This window comes from Sphingomonas sp. PP-F2F-A104-K0414 (genome assembly GCF_004340945.1).
Classification (GTDB): Bacteria; Pseudomonadota; Alphaproteobacteria; order Sphingomonadales; family Sphingomonadaceae; genus Sphingomonas.
Window position 1 is genome coordinate 429,680 of the sequence record NZ_SLYD01000004.1, and the last position, 20,132, is coordinate 449,811.

The following is a 20,132-nucleotide window of genomic DNA, read 5'->3' on the forward strand; positions in this document are numbered from 1 at the left end:
CATAGGGCTCAGAACCTGAAGGGTTTGGGGATGTCGAAACCGGGAAGCGCGACGCATTCGACGTCGACAAAGGCCGCCAGCGCGAACCCACCATCGGTCTTGCGTCCCGACGCAAGCCGCGTGACGCCGCGTTCGGCGAGCCCCGAGGTGACGCGACCGCCCGAGCGGACCTGCGCGACGAGCGCGTCGGGCATCGCCTCGATCGCGCCGTCGACGATCAGCACGTCATAAGGGGCGCCAGCGGCATGGCCGTCCTGCATCGGTGCCTCGACGAGTTCGACGTTGCCGACCCCGGCCAGCGCCGAGCGCGCCATCGCCAGCAATGCCGGATCACTCTCGACCGCGACCACCGATCCGACGATCTCGCTCAGCACCGCAGCGGTATAGCCGGTCGCGGCACCGATCAGCAGCACGCGATCGGTCGCGGTCAGATAGGCCTCGGTCAGCAGCCGGCCGGTCGCCATCGGCAGATTGGCGTAGCGCCCGCCACCGAGCGCGATCGCGGTGTCGCGGTAGGCGATCGAGCGGACGTCCTCGGGCAGGAACTGCTCGCGCGGCACACGTGCCATCGCCGCGACCACCCGCTGATCGTTCACCGCATTGGTGCGCAGCTGGCTGGCGACCATCGCATGCCGCATGGTGTCGTAGGCCGAAGCGGCAGTCGCGGTATCGAGGCTCATCGTCGTCATAACCCATCCTGTCGCACAACTGTTTTAGTTGCGCAATACACTAGTTGTCGCGCCGATATGTATCGCGCGCCGACGATTGCGCCAAGTCGCAGTTGCGCGCGGCGGGTCGGAGATCGAACGATTTTGCGGTGTAGACGCCCCGCCCGCCCGTGTGACACCGAAGATGTCGCGGGCGGGACGTCGAGGGCGCATGCGGAAGACCACGGCACTACCTCTGCGACGATTCCTAGCAGCGAATGCCGCCGCCGTCGCCCAAAATGGGACGAGGGACGTTTTCGGACCGGCGCAATGCGGTCCGTGGGGTCCTGTCGTGGCGGGTCATGCGACTGGCTCGAGCATCGCGCCCGCCCGCGCCGAATGAGGATAATTCGTGTCCAGCTACACGTCGTGGTTGACCGCGCTGACAAAACGACGCATTTGCGCCGTCCGCATCGAGGCCCGATGGCGGAGTGGTGACGTAGAGGACTGCAAATCCTCGCACCCGGGTTCGATTCCCGGTCGGGCCTCCAGCGGTTTTCCGTTTCACAACATCGACAGATAGAGCACCCCGCAGCGGCATGCGCGGGCAGTGTTGCCAGCGAGCTCGCTGCGTCGAGCGGCGACTGTGCGACCGGAACGGCTCGCTCGAGAAAAGGGAAACGCTCACGCGAGCCGTGGCTCGCCGCCCGCGCGCGGTCTTGGGGCGCACGCTGGCCCTTCGGACTGCGGCACTCATGCAGGAGATCAAGACTTTTATTGTCGAACGCCGATTATGCGGAGGCCCGCAGTCGGGATTATCGCCTTTCGGCGCGCCGTTCGGTCAGATCAGTGCATCGAGCAATCCGATCAGCAGGCGATCGGCGGGCGGCATCGGCAACGCGTGCATCGCGTTCGGTCGCACCCAGCGCAAGGCCGTCGCCTCCAGCGCGCGTGGCACGCCCGTCCATTTCCGCGTGATATAAAGCAGCAGCACGAGGTGGCGATCACCCAGCGGCGCGCTGGCAAACGCTGCGGGGGCAAGACACGCATGCGGCACCGCGATGCCGAGTTCCTCCTCGAGCTCCCTGATCAACGCCGCCTCGGGGGTCTCACCGGGCTCGACCTTGCCTCCGGGAAATTCCCAGAGCCCGGCAAGCGACTTGCCCGGGGGGCGTTGCTGCAACAGCACGCGCCCCTCGAGGTCAACCATCGCCGCCGCCACGACCGGTAAAAGGGATGGCGCGGTTGGAATGGCGCGATCGTTGGTCATTCCTTAATTTTCCTCGATTACACTGATGGTTATGAAGTCTGACAAGTCCATGCTGACGATCACGGGTCGAACGTCGCGGCGCGTCCTGCGCAATACCCGCGGCGCGACCGCGATCGAATACGGGTTGATCCTGGCCTTCGTCGTCATCGCTCTCATTGTCGGCCTGACCAACCTTGCCGATTCGACCATCGGAATGTGGGGCAAGGTCGAAACGAAGGTCGCCACCGCCCGCTGATCGCCCGCATCGGGCCTCGTGAATTACCCGACGAAATGCTCCGACCTTAAGCCTTTCTCAACTCACAACTTCTATTTGTCCTCGTGCTGATCCGGCCTGTCCGGTCCAGCCGGGTGACACTGAAGCAATCCAACCATGGAGACCGGAATGAAGACGATCCGCAAGTTTTTCAAGAATTCCAAGGGCGCAACCGCAATCGAGTACGGCCTCATCGCCGCTCTGATCGCCGTCGCTGCGATCGCTGCAATGCAGGGCCTGGGTAACAGCCTGAACAAGACGTTCAACAACGTCGCGTCGCAGCTCAACAAGTAAGCGTACCGCGATCACCATCGCGGTCGATCAGGGCGGCTGGACTTCGGTTCAGCCGCCCTTTTCATTTGTCCCGTGTTCTGTCGCTGCATCGCGACGCTTAGAGTCGGCCCATCTTCAAGAATTTGGCCTGGCGGTCTTTCCGCAGATCGGCAGGCGCGAGCGATGCGAGGTCGGCGAGTGCGGACGACAGTGCATTGCCGAGCGATTCGATCGCCGTCACGCGGTCGCGGTGCGCGCCGCCGAGCGGTTCGCTCACGATGTCGTCGATGACGCCGAACGCCTTCAAGTCCTGCGCGGTGATCTGCATCGCTTCGGCAGCCTCGGGGGACTTGTCGGCGGTGCGCCACAGGATCGAGGCACAGCCTTCGGGGCTGATCACCGAATAGATCGCGTGTTCGAACATCAGCACGCGGTTACCCGCCGCCAACGCGACCGCACCGCCCGAGCCGCCCTCGCCAACGATCGCCGAGACGATCGGGACGCCGGCGTTGAGGCACGCCTCGGTCGAGCGTGCGATCGCTTCGGCCTGGCCGCGCTCCTCGGCCTGGATGCCGGGGAACGCGCCCGACGTATCGACCAAGGTGACGATCGGCAGGCCGAACCGGTTGGCGAGCTCGACCAGGCGGATCGCCTTCCGATAGCCCTCGGGCTTGCCCATGCCGAAATTGTGACGGAGACGGCTGGCGGTGTCGTCGCCCTTCTCGTGGCCGAGCACCATGATCTTCCGGCCGCGGAAGGTCGCGAAGCCGCCGATGATCGCCTGGTCATCGCCGAACGCGCGGTCCCCCGCGAGCGGCACGAACTCGTCGAACAGCGCGGCGACGTAATCCTTGAAGTGCGGACGCTCGGGATGACGCGCGACCTGCGTCTTCTGCCACGGGGTCAGCCGCGCGAAGGTGTCCTTCAGCAGCTTGTCGGACTTCGCCTGCAAGCGGGCGATGTCGGCGGCGAGATCGACGCTGCCTTCGGCGGCGGTGTCGCGGAGTTCGTCGATCCGGCCCTGGAGTTCGGCGATCGGTTTCTCGAAGTCGAGGAAGCTTGGCATAGGCGGCGGTTACGGTGCGGGATCGCTCGCGTCAACGCGGCGGCATATCAGCCAACGGGTGACGCGTGTTGACCAGCTCGACAAGGCGGCTCGAATCGACGTGCGTGTAGATCTCGGTGGTGGCGATGTCGGCGTGGCCGAGCATCGATTGCAGCGCGCGCAGATCGGCGCCGCCTGCGAGCAAATGCGTGGCGAAAGCGTGACGCAGGACGTGCGGGCTGACTCGATCGGGCGGGATGCCGGCCTCGGCGGCGAGCGCCTTGACGAGCTGATACAGGCGGATGCGTGAAAGATGCCCCTTGCCCGAGGGAAACAGCCATAGACGGTCCGTAGCGACATGGGTGCGCCAGAGCGCCACCGCCGCGCGCGCGCGATCGGAGATCGGGACGAGCCGCTCGCGCCCGCCCTTGCCGCGCAGGATCAGGAACGGGCGATCGGGATGCACCGCGTTGCGCGGCAGGCTGACGAGTTCGGTCGCGCGCAGTCCCGATCCGTAGAGCAGTTCGAACAGCGCGGAGAGCCGCAGGTCGTTGGGGTCGAGCGGATCGCGCGCGGATCGCTCGGCGATCGCGGCGAACAATCGGTCGATATCGGCATGGCTCAGCACTTTGGGCAACGTGCGCGCGGTGCCGGGTCGCGATAGTGCTTTGCCGGGATCGTCGGCGCGGTGACCTTCGTCGGCCAGGAACGCGAAGAAGCGGCGGAGCGAGGCGGACTTTCGCCCGACGGTCGAGCGGGACAGCGCCGACCAGCCACCGGCGAGCGTCGCAAGCGCGTCCGCATCCGCTTCGACCAGCCTGCCTTCAAGCACCTGCGATGCGAGCGTCAGGTCGCTGCGATACGCGGCAACGGTGTTGGCCGCCGCGCCCGCTTCCGCCGTCATCATCTCAAGGAACCGGTCGATCAGGGCGCGGTCGTTGGCGTGGGTCACGCCCGTGCGATGGCCTCGGCAGCTATCATCCGCGCCTCGCCATCGAGCCCGACCGCGCGCAAGGCGCCGACGATCCGGTACAGCGCTTCGGGCGGGATGCCCTTCCAGTCCGGTGCCTGCATGCCGATCGCAGCGAGAACGACGACCGTACCCGCCTGCCCGTCGCGCGCGGCGCGATCGAGTGCACGCGTCCACGCATTGTCCGCGCCGATCCGGACGCCGAGCGATTGCGCGGCACGTTCGATGTCGCCCGAGTTGAGCCGCCCTAGTCCGGCAAGCCCCGCAAACAGCATCCGCTGCTTCAACGCCGAGTCGCCTTCGCCACCCGAATAGGAGGCGAGGTCGGCATAGCTGAGGCGACGATACGCGTCGGGGTCGCTGAGCATGATCATCGCCCAGGCGTCACCCCCGGCGGGTACGGTCCCGAGCCAGCGCGCCGCGGTGCGATCAAGCCCGGCGGACAGCATCGACGCGATTAGATGATCCGCCTCGTCCTTCGCCAGCGCCGGGTTCATCCGCGCCGCCGCCCGCGCGGTCAGCACGAGGCGCGCATAGGCCGGCCGCGTATCCGCCCCGCCCCACAATTGGCGCAGCGCGTTCAGCCGCGCATCGGGACTGCGATCGGCATAGGCGGTCTGGAGATCGTTCGCGGCGGCGGTCGCTGTGCTTTGTGTGTCGTCGTCGGTGGCGGCCGCGGCATAGAGATCGACCAGCGCAGCGCTGGAGAGCACACCCTGCCCCGCCGCGGACTCCGCCGGCGCCAGTCGCGCGCCGAGCGGAACCGAAGGCGACAATGCCTGCCAGTATTTCACCTGCGGACCAGCGCTAGCATAGAGATCGTCGGGGACCGCGACGCCCGTCGCCATCGCCAGCCCGAACCGCCACGCGGTCAGCTGGTCGACGCCATCCCATTCGATCGTCACCGCCTGACGGCCTTGCGCGCCGGCACCGACGACCTTCTGCGCGAGCAGCATGTCGACGCCGCTCGCGACGTTGCGACGCTTGGCGGTCGCGATCAGCGGGGTCGCCCGCGCGGGATTGCCCGAAAGCCCCGCGCACATCGCCTGCGCCATTGTCCAGCCCCGCGCCGCCGCATAGCGCATCGCGCCGGGTACCAGCGGGCACAGCCCCGCCGGATCGCCGGTCGCCAGCGACGCGTTCATCGCGACGTCGTACAGCTTCGGCGTATAATTGTCGGTGTCGACGCTCTGCGTGACGGCGCGCGCGGCGACCGATTCGCCCATCCGCAACAACAGCCATGCGCGCTCGGCCGCGAAGTCCGCGCCGTTGGTGCGGCTCGGCGTGTCGACGCGCGACACCAGCGCACGCCGCAGCAGGATCGACATCCACCGCGACGGCAGCGGCGCATTCAGTCGGCGCATCAGCGTCTCGACATACTGGCCATCGACAGAGCCGAACGCATCGGTATCGAGGCCGCCTTCGCTCGCCATAACCGGACCGACCGTCGCGAGCGAGCGACGCGCAGACTCCGGCATCTCGTACTGCGCCAGCACGGCAGGATCGACTGGCGCAGGCGCCGCGACAGGCGGCACTGGGGGTGCGTCGCCCGGCGTCGTCGGCGGCAAAGGCTGGATCATCGCGCCCGGCTGTGCCGGTGCGGCGCTTGGCGGCGGGGTGGTCGGCTGCGATGGACCCGTCGAGCGCGTTGGCTGCGTCCCGGCCGGAGCGGTCGGGCGCGGCGCAGGCGCGGGCGTCGGCTCGCCGAACCCGGGCGGCAGGATCGATTCAGGCCGGTCCTGCCCGATTGCAGGGGCAAGCGCGACCAATGCCCCGACGGCAACCGCCGCCGCAAGCGTCGCCTTAAGAGAGGTTCGCAAGCGTCACGGCCTTTTCGACGCGGCTCTGCGGGCGCTCGGTGGCGCGCCCTGCCAGCAGGAACAGGCCGCCGACCACCACGACAAGAACGACGACGACCGAGACGATGAAACGGGACATGGCGGCGTAACCTTGTAGTGGACGGGGTAGTGGACAAAACAGGTGCCAAGAGCTTTTGCCCTCGCGCGGTGCCGCTGTATAGCGCCCCTCACGATGTTGCAAAGCCACAACCCCTCAGGCGGGCCCGCAGGCGGCCCCGCCCCAGCCCCGATCGATCGACCGATCGTGCTCGTCGGGCTGATGGGCGTCGGCAAGACTACCGTAGGCCGAAGGCTCGCCTTGCGCATGAACCTGCCATTCGTCGACGCCGACCACGAGATAGAGGCGGCTTCAGGCATGACCGTCGCCGAGATCTTCGCCAAATACGGCGAAGAGTATTTCCGCGATGGCGAACGCCGGGTGATCGCGCGGTTGATCGACGGCACGCCGAAAATCATCGCGACCGGTGGCGGCGCGTTCATCAACGACGACACGCGGGCGCTGATCCTGCGCGACTCCATCTCCGTGTGGCTCAGCGCGCATCCCGACATCCTGGTCGAGCGCGTCGGGCGGCGCGATACGCGACCGCTTCTCCGCAACCGCGATCCGGGCAAAGTGCTCGCCGAACTGGCGCGCGTGCGCAACCCGATCTACGCGCAGGCGCACATCCATATCGTCAGCAACAAGACGCCGCACGAAGCGACCGTCGCCGCAATCCTGAGAGCGCTTGGCCGATGAAGACCGTTACCGTTGAACTGGGTTCGCGGACCTACCCGATCCACATCGAAGCGGGAATTCTCGCGCGGGCTGGCGAATTTCTCGCGCCGCTCGCGAAGGGTCGGCGCGTAGCGATCGTCACCGACAAAAATTTATCAGTGCATCTGGCGACGTTGCAGACGTCGCTGACCGCGGCGGACATTGCGAGCGAGGCGATCGTCCTCGCGCCGGGTGAAGGCAGCAAGAGCTGGGCGACGCTGGAGACACTGTGCGACCGGCTGCTCGAACTCGGCGTCGAGCGCGGCGATCATGTCGTGGCGCTGGGCGGCGGCGTGATGGGGGATCTTGTCGGGTTCGCCTGCTCGATCCTCAAGCGCGGTTGCAACTTCGTTCAGATTCCGACGAGCCTGCTCGCGCAGGTCGACAGCTCGGTCGGCGGCAAGACCGCGATCAACACGAAGGCCGGCAAGAACCTGATCGGTGCGTTCCATCAGCCGGTGATGGTGCTGATCGATCCACAGGTGCTCGACACGCTGCCGATCCGCGAACTCCGCGCAGGCTATGCGGAGGTCGTGAAATACGGCCTGATCGACGACTTCGCGTTCTTCGAATGGTGCGAGGCGAATGGTGCGGCGTTGCTCGCGGGCGACCTGACGCTGCGCGAATATGCGATCGCGCACAGCGTATCGGCGAAGGCGCGGATCGTCGCGGCGGACGAGCATGAGACCAATGGGACGCGCGCACTGCTCAATCTTGGCCACACCTTTGGCCATGCGCTGGAGGCAGAGACCGGGTTCTCGCAGGCGCTGATTCACGGTGAGGGTGTCGCGGCAGGCTGTTCGCTGGCGTTCGGGTTCTCGGCGTCGCAGGGGATTTGCTCGGGGCAGGATGCTGAGCGTGTCGCTGCGCACTGGCGCGACGTCGGGCTGCCGGACGGGCTGGCTGCTGCAAAGATCGGCGCGAGCGGTGCCCGCCTTGTCGACCACATGCGGCACGACAAGAAGATGGCGGCAGGAACCCTCCCATTCCTGCTCGCGCGCGGGATCGGCCAGACGTATCTCGACAAGACCGTCGACCTCACCGAGGTCGAAACCTTCCTCGATTCGCAGCCCCGCTGATGCCCAACGGCATCGCCAAGCAGAACCTGCCGACCAAGGTATGTCCGGCATGCGAGCGCCCCTTCACCTGGCGCAAGAAGTGGGCGCGCGACTGGGACAGCGTGATCTATTGCTCGGACGCGTGCCGCAAGAAGCGGTGACGCGCGCCGGTCAGGCCGCGTGTGCCGGATTGCCGGCGTCGCTGTTGCGCCGGCCATAGACGAAATACAGTAAAAATCCGGCGACGTTCCAGATCACGAACCGGACCAGCGTCGAAGTCGGCAGGCTCGCGAGCAGATACAGACAGCCGAGCACGGTCACCGTACCGACGACATAGGCCGCCGGGCAACGGAACAGGCGGGGCAGTTGCGGCGCAGTTCGACGCAGCGCCATCAGGCATACCCCGACCGAGATGAACGCGATCAGTGTCCCCGCATTGGCGAGTTCGGCGATCTCGTCGAGCCGGAAGAACCCCGCGACCGCCGCGATCGACAGGCCGGTCAGCAGCGTGATCAGCGTCGGCGATCCGGTCCGCTTGCTGACCTTGGCGAGACCGCGCGGCAGCAGGCCGTCGCGCGCCATCACGAAGAAGATCCGGCTCTGCCCGTACATCATCACCAGGATCACCGACGGCAGCGCGATCACTGCGGCCAGCGCGATGATCTGCGCGGCGAACGGCTGGCTCAACTGGCGCAGCACGAGCGCGAGCGGTTCGGGCGAATTGGCGAGCTGCTTGAACGGCAGCGCGCCGATCGCGCTGACCGCCACCGCCATGTAGATCACCGTGCAGACCAGCATCGAGCCGACGATACCGATCGTCAGGTCGCGCTTGGGGTTCTTGGTCTCCTCCGCCGAGGTCGCGACCGCGTCGAAGCCGTAAAAGGCGAAGAACACGATCGCCGCCGCCGCCATCACACCGCGCTTATGCCCGCCAAGCTCGGTCGAGCCGAAGCCGTACGGCATGAACGGGTGGAGGTTGTCGGCCTTGAACGCAGGCGCGGCGTAGACGACGAAGATCGTCAGCGCGACCAGCTTGATCAGCACCAGCACGATGTTGAGCGTCGCGCTCTGCCGCGTGCCGAGGATCAGCATCCCCATCACCGCGAGCGACACCAGCACCGCGGGCATGTTGACGATCCCGCCACCATGCGGACCGACCAGCAACGCGTGCGGCAAATGTATCCCCGCCGCCTCGATCCAGCCGACCAGATAGCCCGACCAGCCGACCGCGACGGTCGAGCACGCCAGCGAATATTCGAGGATCAGGCTCCAGCCCACTACCCAGGCGACACCCTCGCCGAGCGCCGTATAGCTGAAGGTATAGGCGCTGCCCGCGGCGGGGATCAGCGTCGCGAGTTCGGTATAGGCGAGCGCCGCACACGCGCAGATCACGCCGCAGATCACGAAGGCGAGGATCACCCCCGGCCCTGCCCGCTCGGCACCGACGCCGACCAAGGTATAGATCCCGGTGCCGACGATCGCGCCCACTCCGAGCGCGATCAGATGCGGCCAGCTCAGCGTCTTGGCGAGGCTGTGTTCGCGGCTATGGGCAGACGATTCGAACGATTTACGCGGTCCAAACATTGCCCATCCCCTGTGATCTCTAGTCTCGGGCCGTGTCGAACTGCGCGCGCAGATCGGTCAGCGTCGATTGAATATGGCTGGTCAGCAGCGTCAGCATGCGATCGTCGTCGCGTGCGAGCCATGCGTCGAGCAGCTGGCGATGCTCCAGATGCGCGCGATCCTCGCGCCCCGCGGGCCGCAGATGCGCGACGACGTAGCGCTCGGCGAGAATCGCCAGCCGCTCGACCATCTGCGTGGTGAGCAGGCGGCGGCCCGGCCGGACCAGCGCGGTGTGGAACACGCGATTACGGATCGCGACTTCGGCTAGCCGCTCGCTCGCCGCGCTGTCGAGTTCCTCGAATGCGAGGATCGCAACGGCACGGTCATCGTCGTTCGCGACGGTCGATGCATAGGCGGCGGCCTGCGGCTCGATCGCCAGCCGCAGCGCGAAGATATCGTCCACCTCATCAGCCGACATCGGCTGGACCGAGTACCCCCGGTTGGCGTGGCTGGTCAGCAGGCCCTCCTGCTCCAGCCGCGCCAGCGCCTCGCGCAACGGGATTTTGCTGACGCCGAGTTCGGTCGCCAGCGCATCCTGGCGGATCGCGGTATGACCGGCGAGCTTGCCGGTGACGATCTGCTCGCGGACAATCTCGAACACCTGCTCGGACAGGGTGCGGACGACGATGCTCATGGATGGACGGCTCCGAAAACGGGATTACCGGGCCAGCATAGCCGAAATGTCATGAAACTTGGAAACCGTTCCAGAAACGATCGTCGCGATCGATCCAGATCGTGTTGAACCCGGTCGCGATCGCCGATCCCTCGATCGACGGGACGATCGCGGGGGTATCACCGAGCGACGTTTCCGCCTCGACGCGGCCGATGAAGCGGCTGCCGATATAGCTTTCGTGGACGAACCGGTCGCCGACCGCCAATCGCCCCTTGTCCGCCAGATGCGCGAGCCGTGCCGACGTGCCGGTGCCGCACGGGCTGCGGTCGATCGCCTTGTCGCCGTAGAATACCGCGTTGCGACCGTCGGCGCCGTCTCCGCGTGGCACGTCCGCCCACAGCACATGGCTGACGCCGCGGATCGTCGGATCGAGCGGATGGACCGGCTCGAACTGTGCCCGCACCGCCTCGCGAACGCGACCGCTGAGCGCGATGATCTCCGCCGCGCCGAGATCGTCGAGCCCGGTATAGCGCCCCTGCGGCTCGACGATCGCGTAGTAATTGCCACCATAGGCGACATCGATGCTCAGCGGACCGATCCCCTCGACGTCGACCGCGATCCCGCGTGCCGCGACATACGCGGGCACGTTGGTGATCCGCACCGAAGTCACCTTCGCGCCCTCGGTTTCGTAGGCCACGTCGATCACGCCCGCGGGCACCTCGATCCGCAACCGGCCCGGTACGGCCGGCTGGATCAACCCGTGTTCGAGCCCGAACGTCACCATCCCGATCGTGCCATGCCCGCACATCGGCAGGCACCCGCTCGTCTCGATGAACAGGAGGCCGATGTCGGTATCGTCGCGCGTCGGCGGATACAGGAACCCGCCCGACATCATGTCGTGCCCGCGCGGCTCGAAGCAGAGCCCGGTACGGATCCAGTCGAACCGGGTCATGAAATCCTGCCGCCGCTCCGACATCGACGCGCCCTTGAGCAACGGCGCCCCACCCGCGACGAGGCGGACCGGATTGCCGGCAGTGTGGCCGTCGATGCAGAAGAAGGTGTGGCGCATCAGTTCGAGAGCGTCGGGCGCGTTGCCGCCGCCTTCTCGACCATCGCGATCACCTCGGCACGGCGTTCGCCGATCAGCGGATAGCGTGGCGGCAAGACGCGTTCGGAGCCGCGCCCCATGACCTGCTCGGCGAGCTTGATCGACTGGACCAGGTCATGCTCGGCATCGAGATGGAGCAAAGGCATGAACCAGCGATAGATCTCCATCGCCTTGGCATGATCGCCGCGCGCGAACGCGTTGACCAGTTCGACCGATTCCCGCGGGAATGCGTTGGTGAGCCCGGAGACCCAGCCCTGCGCCCCCAGATACAGCCCCTCGAGCGCAACGTCGTCGAGCCCGGCGAACAGCACGTAGCGGTCGCCGAACGCGGTCTTCACGTCGGTGAAACGCCGCGTGTCGGGCGCCGACTCCTTGACCGCGACGATGTTCGCGACATCGACCAGCGCAGCGAGCACGTCGTTGTCGATCAGCGTGCGATATGCCGGCGGGTTGTTATAGAGCATGATCGGCAGACCGACCTGCTCCGCCACGCCCTTGAAATGCGCAACAAGCTCATGCGGCTTCGGCACATAGACCATCGGCGGCAACAGCATCAGGCCGTCCGCGCCGGCCTTTTCGGCGGCCTGCGCATACCGAACGGCGCGCCGCGTGTCGTATTCCGACACCCCGGTGATGACCGGCACGCGGCCGTCGACCGCCTCGACGATCGCGGTCAGTACCTCGACCTTTTCATCATAGTCGAACGAGTTATTCTCGCCGACCGTGCCGAGCGCGATCACCCCGGTCACGCCGTCGCGGATCAGGTCGTCGACGACGCGCTGCGTGTCGGCGAGATCGACGCTCATGTCCTCGCGGATCTGCGTCGTTACGGCCGGAAATACACCCTTCCATTCGACAGACATTCGGTATCGACCTTCCTGCGTTTCAATATATATACCGTATACGAAATCGATGGGTGCGGTGCAACAGGAGAAATGGGTTGAAAACGATCGGCATCGTGGGAGGCGGCGTAGTCGGCCTCAGTTGCGCCGTCGCGCTGCTCGATCGCGGGTATGGCGTGAGTGTGTTCGAACGCGATACCGATTACAACGCCGCATCCTGGGGCAATGCCGGGCACATCGCGGTCGAACAGGTCGAGCCGCTCGCCTCCCCCGCCGCACTGCGATCGGTGCCGAAGCGACTGTTCAGCGCGGGTGGTGCGCTCGCGCTGCCGCCGTCGATGGCAGCGCAATGGTTGCCGTTCGCCGCACGGCTGATCGCGGCGTCGACACCGGCGAAGTTCACCGTGGGAACGGCCGCGCTGACCTCCTTGCTTGCCGGCGCGATGCCAGCGTGGCGCGATCTGGTCGGAGCGCTCGACGCTCCCGATCTGCTGCGGGAAGACGGCCACATCGTCGTCTGGGATTCGGCCGCGCGCGCACGAACCGGCCGGCAGCGCTGGGCGCAAACCGCGATTGGGACGGCGCGGATCGTCGATGCTGAGCCCGCCTTGCTCGACCGACTGGGCTTCCTCGCCGATCCGGTCGGCGGCGCGATCCGCTTCACCGGCAGCGGCCAGATTACTGAACTGCGCCAGCTTGCGACGACGCTTGAGGCCTCGGTCGAAGCCCGGGGTGGCCAGATCGTCCGCCAGGCGGCGCGATTGGTGGAAGACGCCGATCGGATCGTTATCGCCGGACATGATGTCGATCAGGTGCTGGTAACCGCTGGCGTCCGCTCTCGCGCGCTGCTCGAACCGCTCGGATACCGCGTGCCGATGATCGCCGAGCGCGGCTATCATATCCGTGCGCGCGCCGAGGGCTGGCCCGCCGACCTGCCGCCGGTCGTGTTCGAGGACCGCTCGATGATCGTCACGCGCTATGCCGATTGCGTCCAGGCGGCGAGCTTCGTCGAACTCGGCGATCCCGACGGTCCGCCCGATCCGCGCAAATGGGACCGGCTGGAACATCACGTCCGGTCGCTAGGCCTGCCGATCGAGGGGCCGTTCACGCGTTGGATGGGGGCCAGGCCGACGCTGCCCGACTATCTCCCCGCGATCGGCTGCTCGACGCACCACGCAAATCTCGCTTATGCGTTCGGTCATCAACATCTCGGGCTGACGCTCGCGCCGGTGACCGCGACGCTCATCGCGGCGATGTTGGCAGGAGAAACTCCGGCGGTGCCGCTCGCGCCGTTCGACCTCGACCGTTTCGGCAAAAAAGGACCTCACGCATGACCATCGGCGGATCTTCGATAGCCGACGAACTCGCGACCATCGCTCCTTGGGCAGACCGCGCGCCGCGCATCACGTCGGCGGAGCGTACCGCGCGTCTCGACAAGGCGCGCGCACTGACCGAGGCGGCGGGCGCCGATGCGCTACTGATCGCTGCGGGTGCGAGCCTGCGCTATTTCGCGGGTATCCCTTGGGGTGCGACCGAGCGGCTGGTGGCGTTGCTGCTGCCGGTGAAGGGCCAGCCGATCCTGATCTGTCCGCGGTTCGAACAGGGCTCGCTGGAGGCCGCGGTCGAGATCGACGCCGATCCGCGTCTCTGGGAAGAGGACGAGAGCCCGTATGCGCTAGTGGCGGACGCGGTAGCTGGCCGGCTACTGCTCGACCCGCAACTTCCCTACGGTATGGCGAGCGCGCTCGCTGCCACGCGGCTGGACGTCGCCGACGGCGCGGCGGTGATCGACGCCTGCCGGATGATCAAGAGCCCTGCCGAGCTCGCGCTGCTACGCCAAGCCAAGGCGATGACGCTCGACATCCAGCGCCGCGCCGCGCGCATCCTCCACCCCGGCATCGCCGCCAGCGCGGTGATCCGCTTCATCGACGACGCACACCGAGCGATCGGCTCGTCGGGCTCGTATTTCTGCGCCGTCCAGTTCGGTCGCGCGACCGCGTTTCCGCACGGCCTGCCCGGCGATCAGCTGCTCGAGGAGGACCAGCTCGTGCTGATCGACACCGGCTGCCAGGTCGAGGGCTATCATTCCGACATCACGCGGACCTACGCGTTCGGCAATGTCGGCGACGAGGCGCGGGCGATCTGGGACATCGAACACGAGGCGCAAGCCGCCGCGTTCGCCGCGGTGAAGCCCGGCGTACCCTGCGAAGCGATCGACAGCGCCGCCCGCGCGGTGCTGGAGAAAGCCGGTCTCGGCCCCGACTACCGCCTCCCCGGCCTGCCGCACCGCACCGGTCACGGCATCGGCCTGTCGATCCACGAACCCGCCTATCTCGTTCGCGGCGACCGCACGCCGCTGGCTCCGGGGATGTGCTTCTCGAACGAGCCGATGATCGTCGTGCCGGACCGCTTCGGCATCCGCCTGGAGGATCATTTCCACGTTACCGACACCGGCGGCGCCTGGTTCACAGAACCACAACCCTCGATCGACCGCCCGTTCGGCTGACGCAGGATACCCCGCTCTCCGTCATCCTGGGCTCGACCCAGGATCCAGAGCCACGCAAGCCAGCGTTCGTGGTTCTGGATCCCAGCTTTCGCTGGGATGACGGGGCGAAGATAACGGGGCCGGGATGATGGGGAGCCCGCACTCACTCCTCGTCGGGATACGGCCCCTTGCCACCCGCCGCGATCAGCTCATCCGTACGCGCCTCGATCACCGGCACCGGCACCGATCCCATCTCCAGCATTGCATCGTGGAACGCGCGGATATTGAACTTCGCGCCGAGCTTGTCCTGCGCCTTCTTCCGCGCGGTCTGGAACGCGATCTGCCCCATGTAATAGGACAGCGCCTGCCCCGGCCACGCGATGTAGCGATCGACCTCGGTCTCGATCTCATGGTTCGACAGCGCGGTATTGTCGTGCAGATAGTCCTGCGCCTGTTTCCGGCTCCAGCCCTTCGCATGGATGCCGGTATCGACCACCAGCCGCGCCGCGCGCCACGCCTGATAGCTCAGCATCCCGAACAGATCGTACGGCGTCTCGTACATCCCCATGTCCTCGCCGAGCGTCTCGCAATACAGCGCCCAGCCCTCGCCATAGACCGACAGATACGTGTCGCGCCGGAACGCCGGCAGCGTCTTGTTCTCGGACGCGAGCGGCATCTGGAACGCGTGGCCGGGCGCGCTCTCATGCAGCGTCAGCGCGACCTGGGAATAGAACGGCCGGGATGGCAGGTCGTAGGTGTTGACCAGATAGATCCCCGGCCCGCCGCGCCCGCCGGTGTAGAACGGCGCGATGTCCGCCGGCACCGGCTTGATCGCGAACCGGCTGCGCGGCAGATGCCCGAACCACGACGACGCCTTGCCGTCGAACGTCTTGGCGATCCACGCCGCGCGGTACAGCAGCTCGTTCGGCGTCTTGGGATAGAATTGCGGATCGGTGCGCAGGTGGTTGAAGAACGCCTGCAGATCGCCTTGGAACTTCACGCTCCGCATCACGCCGTCCATCCGGCCGCGAATCTTGGCGATCTCCGCGAGCCCGAGCGCGTGGATCTGTTCGGGCGTGATATCCTGCGTGGTGTATTCGCGGACCTTCGACAGGTAATAAGCCTTGCCGTCCGGCAGGTCGTACGCCGCCAGCCCCTCGCGAGCGTGCGGGATATACTCGGTGCGCAGGAACTTCAGCAGCGTCGCATAGGCCGGCACCACCGCCTGCGAGATCGCCGCCGTCCCCTGGGCCCTAAGCGCAGCCTGATCGGCAGCCGGGATCGTCGATGGGAAGCTCTTGAACGGTTCGTAGAACGGCGACTCCGGCGGCGTCTTCGCCTCGGCGACCTGCGCGACGCCATTGTCGCGCCCCGTCAGCGTTACCCGCGCCGGCGTGAACCCGCGTGCCAGCCCGGCGCGCATGTTGCCGGTCTGCTGGTCGAAATAGCGCGGGATCTGGCGCATCACCGCGATATAGTCGCGATAGTCCTTCACCGACTTGAAATTGCCGCGCGCGCTCTCCGCGACGTCACCCCAGAAACTCGTATCGGCGGTCAGCGGCTTTTCGTAATCGCGAAAGCGTTGCTCGGCGAGCAAGGCGTCGATCTGTTGCGTATAGACCGCATAATTGACGCGATTGGCGGGCGAGAGTGTCGCCGGCGAGATCGCCGCCAGTTGCCGCGACACATCGGTCCACCGCGCGAGCCGCTCGGCCTGCGCCTTGGGGCCGACATCGGGGAGGCGCGGCGGGGCGGTCGGATTGTCCTCGCCCTGCGCGAACTGAAGTTGCCGCCACGCATATTCAGACGTGTAGAGCGCCTCGAACCGCGCATCCGCCGACGTCGCCACGGCCGATTTCGGAGTTTTTGGAGGCATTGCCCCCAGCGCAGTCGAGCCTAGCGCCAGCAACAGGATCATCGCCTTCATCGTCATTCTCCTGGAACCAGCGCCATGATGTCGCGGTACAGTGCGGCGGGTATAACCACACCCTCGGTCAAGCTCCGCGCCCGCGCCGCATACCGCCGTTGCGACGGCAGCCGAGCACCCTGCCCCTCGATCGCCGCGAACATCGCTTCCGCGCGCGCGAGGTGCTCGGCGACCGCATCGCCAAGAAACCCGACGGGATCGATCGCGATGATCAGTTCGCCCCCGATCGGCGATCCACCGCGCGCCGCGTCAGCCTCCAGCGATTCCCGGCTGGTCATGTCGCCGATCAGCGGCCCGGCGAGCAGCTCGACCATCGCCGCCAGCGCCGACCCCTTGTGCCCGCCGAACGTCCGCATCGCGCCGTTCAGCACCGCCGCAGCCTCGGTCGTCGGCTGCCCGTCCGTATCATAGCCCCAGTCGTTGGGAACAGCCTTCCCCGCCCGCCGGTGCAGTTCAATCTCGCCCCGCGCGACTGCACTCGTTGCAAAGTCGAACACAAAGGGATGCCCACCAGGCCGCGGCCAGCCGAACGCGATCGGATTGGTCCCGAACACGGGCAAGGTACCCCCCGCCGGCGCGACCCAAGCATGGCTCGGCGTGACCGCGAGCGCGACCAGCCCGTCCTCCGCGAGCGCCTCGACCTCGGGCCACAACGCCGCGAAATGCACCACGTTGTTCAGTGCCATCGCGGCGATCCCATACGCGCGCGCCTTCTCCGCCAGTACTGGCCGACCCCGCTTGAACGCGAGTTGCGCGAACCCGCCGCCGCCATCGACCCGCACGAGCGCGCGCGCCGGTTCGCTCACCACCGGCTCGGCATCGAGCGCGACGACACCCTTGGCGATGCTGTTCGCCGCGACCAGCAATCGGTAAATGCCGTGGCTTGCACAGCCGTCGCGCTCGCCCGCGACCATCGTCTCCGCCACCGCCTCGGCATGCGCGCGCGACAGGCCAGCGCCGAGCAGCACTGTCCGCGCGAGCCCCCGCACCTCGTCGAGCGTCATCCGCACGTCGTCGCTCACGCGGTCGCACCCGGCTTGGCTGTGACCATCCGCACCCCGAACACCGGCCCGGCCGACGACCGGTCATGCGGGACGAACCGCACCTTCACGCTCGTCTTGCCCTTGGTCAGCCCGATCGGCAGCGGATAGTCGACATCGAAGAACTTGCCGGGCTGGTCCGCCTCCAGATGCTGTGTCGCCACCTTCACGTTATCCACGAGGATGTCGAAATCGCGCGCGCGCTCGTCGCCCCAATAGGTCGCCTGCACCACCAGCGGCCCCGGCCGCGTCTTCATCGCGAACTCGAAATAGCCGCCCGACCGCGCATCGCGCCCGTTCCGCCCGCGATAGCTGACCGGATACGAGATTTCCGACGTCAGCGCATGATCGCGCTCCGGCTGCATCTCGCCGAGATGCATCACGTCGACCGACCGTGCGGCGAGATCCTTCAGCCGCGCCTGCTCGGTCAGGAACGCCGCTTCCTCGGTCTTCCACGCCGCCTCGCTGAAGCGCTTGAAATACACCGCGCTGCGTCGATCATACTGGCTGTAGAACGGCACGAAGTTGAGGTCGGCAGGCCGGATAATCCCCTTCGTCGCATAGCCCGCGCCAGCCGTCGGCGTAAACGCGGCGAGCAGGTCGGCGCCGACCATCGCCGGATCGGCCTGCTCCCATTTCGCCTCGGTCGGCCCGAGATCGGCGGCCATCACCATCGGCCCGCGCAGCACCGCGACCGTATCGACGTCGCCCGGGGCACTCTCCAGCCGCAGGTCGAGCGGCACGCTGATCGCAACGACATCGCCCGCCTTCCATTTGCGCTCGACGATCGCATAGCCCTTCGCCAGCACCGGCTCGACCGCCGCGCCGTTGACCGTCACCGTCGCGCGCCCGTTCGCCCAGCCCGGCACGCGCAGCGCGATAGGAAACCGCCCCGGCCTTGCCAGCTTCGTCAGCGTCACCCGCGATTCCGGCTCGAACGGATAGCGCGTATCGAGCGTCAGCACCGCACCGCGCGCACGCCACTGCGCCTCCGCCGGGATGTAGAGATTGACCAGCAGCGTATCGCCGCCCTCCCAGAAGATCGCCTCGCCGTGCTTGGCATGGCTCTCCATCCCCGTACCGACGCAGCACCAGAACGCGTCGTCCTTCGGCGTCGAATATTCGCGCGCGGTGCCCGTCATCAGCGGCGTCATATAGGTGAAGCCGGCAGTCTTCGGGTCCTGCGCCGCCATGATGTGGTTCAGATGCGCGCGCTCGTAATAGTCGAACATCGCGCCGTCCGGTGCCCAACCATAGAGCTGCTGCGTCAGCTTCAGCATGTTGTAGCTGTTGCAATGCTCGCAGGTCTGCTCGGTGATGTGGTTGGCGATGCTGTCGGGGCCGGAGAAATACTCGCGGTCGGCATTGCCGCCGATCACATAGCTGTGATGCTGCGTGACGGTCGTCCAGAAGAACCGCGCGGCGTTCGCAGGTGCGGGTTTGCCGTTCAGTTCGTGGATCCGCGCCAGCCCGACCAGCTTCGGCACCTGCGTATTGGCATGGAAGTTGGCCAGCTTGTCCTCACCCGCGACCATCGGATCGAGCATCTTCCGGTCGTACAGCCGCTCCGCGACGTCGAGCCATTGCTTGTTCCCGGTGCGCGCGGACAGCTCGGCATAGCTCTCGTTCAACCCGCCATATTCGCACCCGAGCAGCGTCTGCATCTGCGCATCGTCGAGCGCCGCGAACACCTTCGCGAAATACGTCGCGAGGCCCGTCGCGACGGTCAGCGCCTGTGTGTTGCCCCACGCGGCATGCACGTCGAGCAGCCCCGCGAACACCTTGTGCACCGTATATAGCGGCGACCACGAGCCGTTGAGATCGAACCCGCCCGACTTGATCTCGCCGCGCATCACCTCGGGGAAGATCTCCTCGCCGTCGACGATCGTCCCGTCCTTCCGCTTGCGCCCCAGCGCGCCGACATAACCGGTGCCGCGCTTAGCCTGCGCCCGCGCCAGCTCGGCGACGATATAATCCGCACGAGTACGGCACTCCGCATCACCGGTCTGCGCATGCATCAGCACGAGCGCGGTCAGATAATGCCCCAGCGTGTGCCCGGCGATCGTGTCGCTTTCCCACCCGCCATAGAGCGGCGCCTTCGCGGGGAACCCGGCATAGACCATGAAATTGTGCAGCAACCGATCCGCGCTCAACCGCAGCAGATAGGCGCGATTGACCTCGACCGCGGTCGCGTAGGCGGACGGGAGCAAGCGTACCGCGGACAATGGGAAAGGCCTGGCCTTGGTCGGAAGTGAGATCGACGCCCCCTTGCCAAGCGCTTGTTCGCCCACCGACAACAGCGCCACCGCCGTCGTCCCCATCAATACATCCCGGCGGTTTGCGAACATCTTTATCTCCATTCGGA

20 protein-coding genes and 1 tRNA gene are annotated in these 20,132 nt (G+C 66.8%); 8 read left to right on the forward strand and 13 right to left on the reverse strand.

Annotation, left to right across the window (positions count from 1 at the left end):
• Positions 1-8: 8 nt before the first annotated feature.
• Complete coding sequence (locus C8J46_RS11965) at positions 9-689, reverse strand: protein-L-isoaspartate O-methyltransferase (RefSeq protein WP_132739233.1); 681 nt, start codon at positions 687-689, stop codon at positions 9-11.
• A gap of 435 nt (positions 690-1,124) precedes the next feature.
• On the opposite strand from C8J46_RS11965, the gene C8J46_RS11970 reads away from it, so the two are divergent.
• Positions 1,125-1,198: transfer RNA gene (locus tag C8J46_RS11970), tRNA-Cys, on the forward strand.
• A 290-nt stretch (positions 1,199-1,488) separates the two neighbouring features.
• Here C8J46_RS11970 and C8J46_RS11975 read toward each other — a convergent pair.
• On the reverse strand, positions 1,489-1,917 hold the full coding sequence (locus C8J46_RS11975; protein ID WP_132739236.1) for a (deoxy)nucleoside triphosphate pyrophosphohydrolase: 429 nt from the start codon (positions 1,915-1,917) through the stop codon (positions 1,489-1,491).
• Positions 1,918-1,966: 49 nt separating this feature from the next.
• Between C8J46_RS11975 and C8J46_RS11980 the strand changes: the two genes are divergently transcribed.
• Both C8J46_RS11980 and C8J46_RS11985 read left to right on the forward strand, forming a co-directional pair.
• Positions 1,967-2,152, forward strand: coding sequence for a Flp family type IVb pilin (locus C8J46_RS11980; protein ID WP_132739239.1), 186 nt, complete (start codon positions 1,967-1,969; stop codon positions 2,150-2,152).
• A gap of 147 nt (positions 2,153-2,299) precedes the next feature.
• On the forward strand, positions 2,300-2,464 hold the full coding sequence (locus C8J46_RS11985; protein WP_132739242.1) for a Flp family type IVb pilin: 165 nt from the start codon (positions 2,300-2,302) through the stop codon (positions 2,462-2,464).
• A gap of 97 nt (positions 2,465-2,561) precedes the next feature.
• Here C8J46_RS11985 and C8J46_RS11990 read toward each other — a convergent pair whose 3' ends face one another.
• Genes C8J46_RS11990 through C8J46_RS21410 form a run of 4 tightly spaced genes read right to left on the reverse strand, consistent with a single transcriptional unit; the run spans position 2,562 to position 6,396 of the window.
• On the reverse strand, positions 2,562-3,509 hold the full coding sequence (locus tag C8J46_RS11990; RefSeq protein ID WP_132739245.1) for an acetyl-CoA carboxylase carboxyltransferase subunit alpha: 948 nt from the start codon (positions 3,507-3,509) through the stop codon (positions 2,562-2,564).
• A 31-nt stretch (positions 3,510-3,540) separates the two neighbouring features.
• Positions 3,541-4,440 carry a tyrosine recombinase gene (locus C8J46_RS11995; RefSeq protein WP_279388900.1) on the reverse strand — a complete coding sequence of 300 codons (900 nt, stop codon included), beginning with the start codon at positions 4,438-4,440 and terminating at the stop codon, positions 3,541-3,543.
• Positions 4,437-6,278 (reverse strand): hypothetical protein, encoded by a 1,842-nt coding sequence (locus C8J46_RS12000; RefSeq protein ID WP_132739248.1) that lies wholly within the window; start codon positions 6,276-6,278, stop codon positions 4,437-4,439. Before C8J46_RS12000 ends, C8J46_RS11995 begins: the two co-directional genes overlap by 4 nt.
• Complete coding sequence (locus C8J46_RS21410) at positions 6,262-6,396, reverse strand: hypothetical protein (protein WP_267904487.1); 135 nt, start codon at positions 6,394-6,396, stop codon at positions 6,262-6,264. Before C8J46_RS21410 ends, C8J46_RS12000 begins: the two co-directional genes overlap by 17 nt.
• Positions 6,397-6,489: 93 nt before the next feature.
• Between C8J46_RS21410 and C8J46_RS12005 the strand changes: the two genes are divergently transcribed.
• Genes C8J46_RS12005 through C8J46_RS12015 form a run of 3 tightly spaced genes read left to right on the forward strand, consistent with a single transcriptional unit; the run spans position 6,490 to position 8,290 of the window.
• Positions 6,490-7,053, forward strand: a complete 564-nt coding sequence (locus C8J46_RS12005) for a shikimate kinase (RefSeq protein WP_132739251.1) — start codon at positions 6,490-6,492, stop codon at positions 7,051-7,053.
• Positions 7,050-8,150 carry a 3-dehydroquinate synthase gene (gene aroB / locus C8J46_RS12010; protein WP_132739254.1) on the forward strand — a complete coding sequence of 367 codons (1,101 nt, stop codon included), beginning with the start codon at positions 7,050-7,052 and terminating at the stop codon, positions 8,148-8,150. The genes C8J46_RS12005 and aroB overlap by 4 nt, the downstream gene beginning before the upstream one ends.
• Positions 8,150-8,290, forward strand: a complete 141-nt coding sequence (locus tag C8J46_RS12015; protein ID WP_132739257.1) for a DUF2256 domain-containing protein — start codon at positions 8,150-8,152, stop codon at positions 8,288-8,290. Before aroB ends, C8J46_RS12015 begins: the two co-directional genes overlap by 1 nt.
• A gap of 10 nt (positions 8,291-8,300) precedes the next feature.
• Here the strand turns inward: C8J46_RS12015 and C8J46_RS12020 are convergent, their stop codons facing one another.
• Genes C8J46_RS12020 through C8J46_RS12035 form a run of 4 tightly spaced genes read right to left on the reverse strand, consistent with a single transcriptional unit; the run spans position 8,301 to position 12,336 of the window.
• Complete coding sequence (locus C8J46_RS12020; protein ID WP_132739260.1) at positions 8,301-9,713, reverse strand: amino acid permease; 1,413 nt, start codon at positions 9,711-9,713, stop codon at positions 8,301-8,303.
• 19 nt (positions 9,714-9,732) lie between these two features.
• Positions 9,733-10,386, reverse strand: coding sequence for a GntR family transcriptional regulator (locus C8J46_RS12025; RefSeq protein ID WP_132739263.1), 654 nt, complete (start codon positions 10,384-10,386; stop codon positions 9,733-9,735).
• Positions 10,387-10,435: 49 nt separating this feature from the next.
• Entirely contained in the window at positions 10,436-11,434 is a 999-nt protein-coding gene (locus C8J46_RS12030) for a 4-hydroxyproline epimerase (RefSeq protein ID WP_132739266.1), read from the reverse strand.
• On the reverse strand, positions 11,434-12,336 hold the full coding sequence (locus C8J46_RS12035) for a dihydrodipicolinate synthase family protein (RefSeq protein WP_132739269.1): 903 nt from the start codon (positions 12,334-12,336) through the stop codon (positions 11,434-11,436). Before C8J46_RS12035 ends, C8J46_RS12030 begins: the two co-directional genes overlap by 1 nt.
• Before the next feature lie 77 nt (positions 12,337-12,413).
• Here C8J46_RS12035 and C8J46_RS12040 point away from each other — a divergent pair, with 77 nt between their 5' ends.
• Positions 12,414-13,649, forward strand: coding sequence for an FAD-binding oxidoreductase (locus tag C8J46_RS12040; RefSeq protein WP_132739272.1), 1,236 nt, complete (start codon positions 12,414-12,416; stop codon positions 13,647-13,649).
• Entirely contained in the window at positions 13,646-14,821 is a 1,176-nt protein-coding gene (locus tag C8J46_RS12045) for a Xaa-Pro peptidase family protein (protein WP_132739275.1), read from the forward strand. Before C8J46_RS12040 ends, C8J46_RS12045 begins: the two co-directional genes overlap by 4 nt.
• A gap of 142 nt (positions 14,822-14,963) precedes the next feature.
• Here C8J46_RS12045 and C8J46_RS12050 read toward each other — a convergent pair whose 3' ends face one another.
• Genes C8J46_RS12050 through C8J46_RS12060 form a run of 3 tightly spaced genes read right to left on the reverse strand, consistent with a single transcriptional unit; the run spans position 14,964 to position 20,115 of the window.
• Positions 14,964-16,727 carry a DUF885 family protein gene (locus C8J46_RS12050; protein ID WP_243643346.1) on the reverse strand — a complete coding sequence of 588 codons (1,764 nt, stop codon included), beginning with the start codon at positions 16,725-16,727 and terminating at the stop codon, positions 14,964-14,966.
• 2 nt (positions 16,728-16,729) lie between these two features.
• Positions 16,730-17,731, reverse strand: a complete 1,002-nt coding sequence (locus tag C8J46_RS12055) for an Ldh family oxidoreductase (protein ID WP_132739643.1) — start codon at positions 17,729-17,731, stop codon at positions 16,730-16,732.
• A 14-nt stretch (positions 17,732-17,745) separates the two neighbouring features.
• Entirely contained in the window at positions 17,746-20,115 is a 2,370-nt protein-coding gene (locus C8J46_RS12060) for a glycoside hydrolase family 127 protein (RefSeq protein WP_132739279.1), read from the reverse strand.
• Positions 20,116-20,132: the final 17 nt, after the last annotated feature.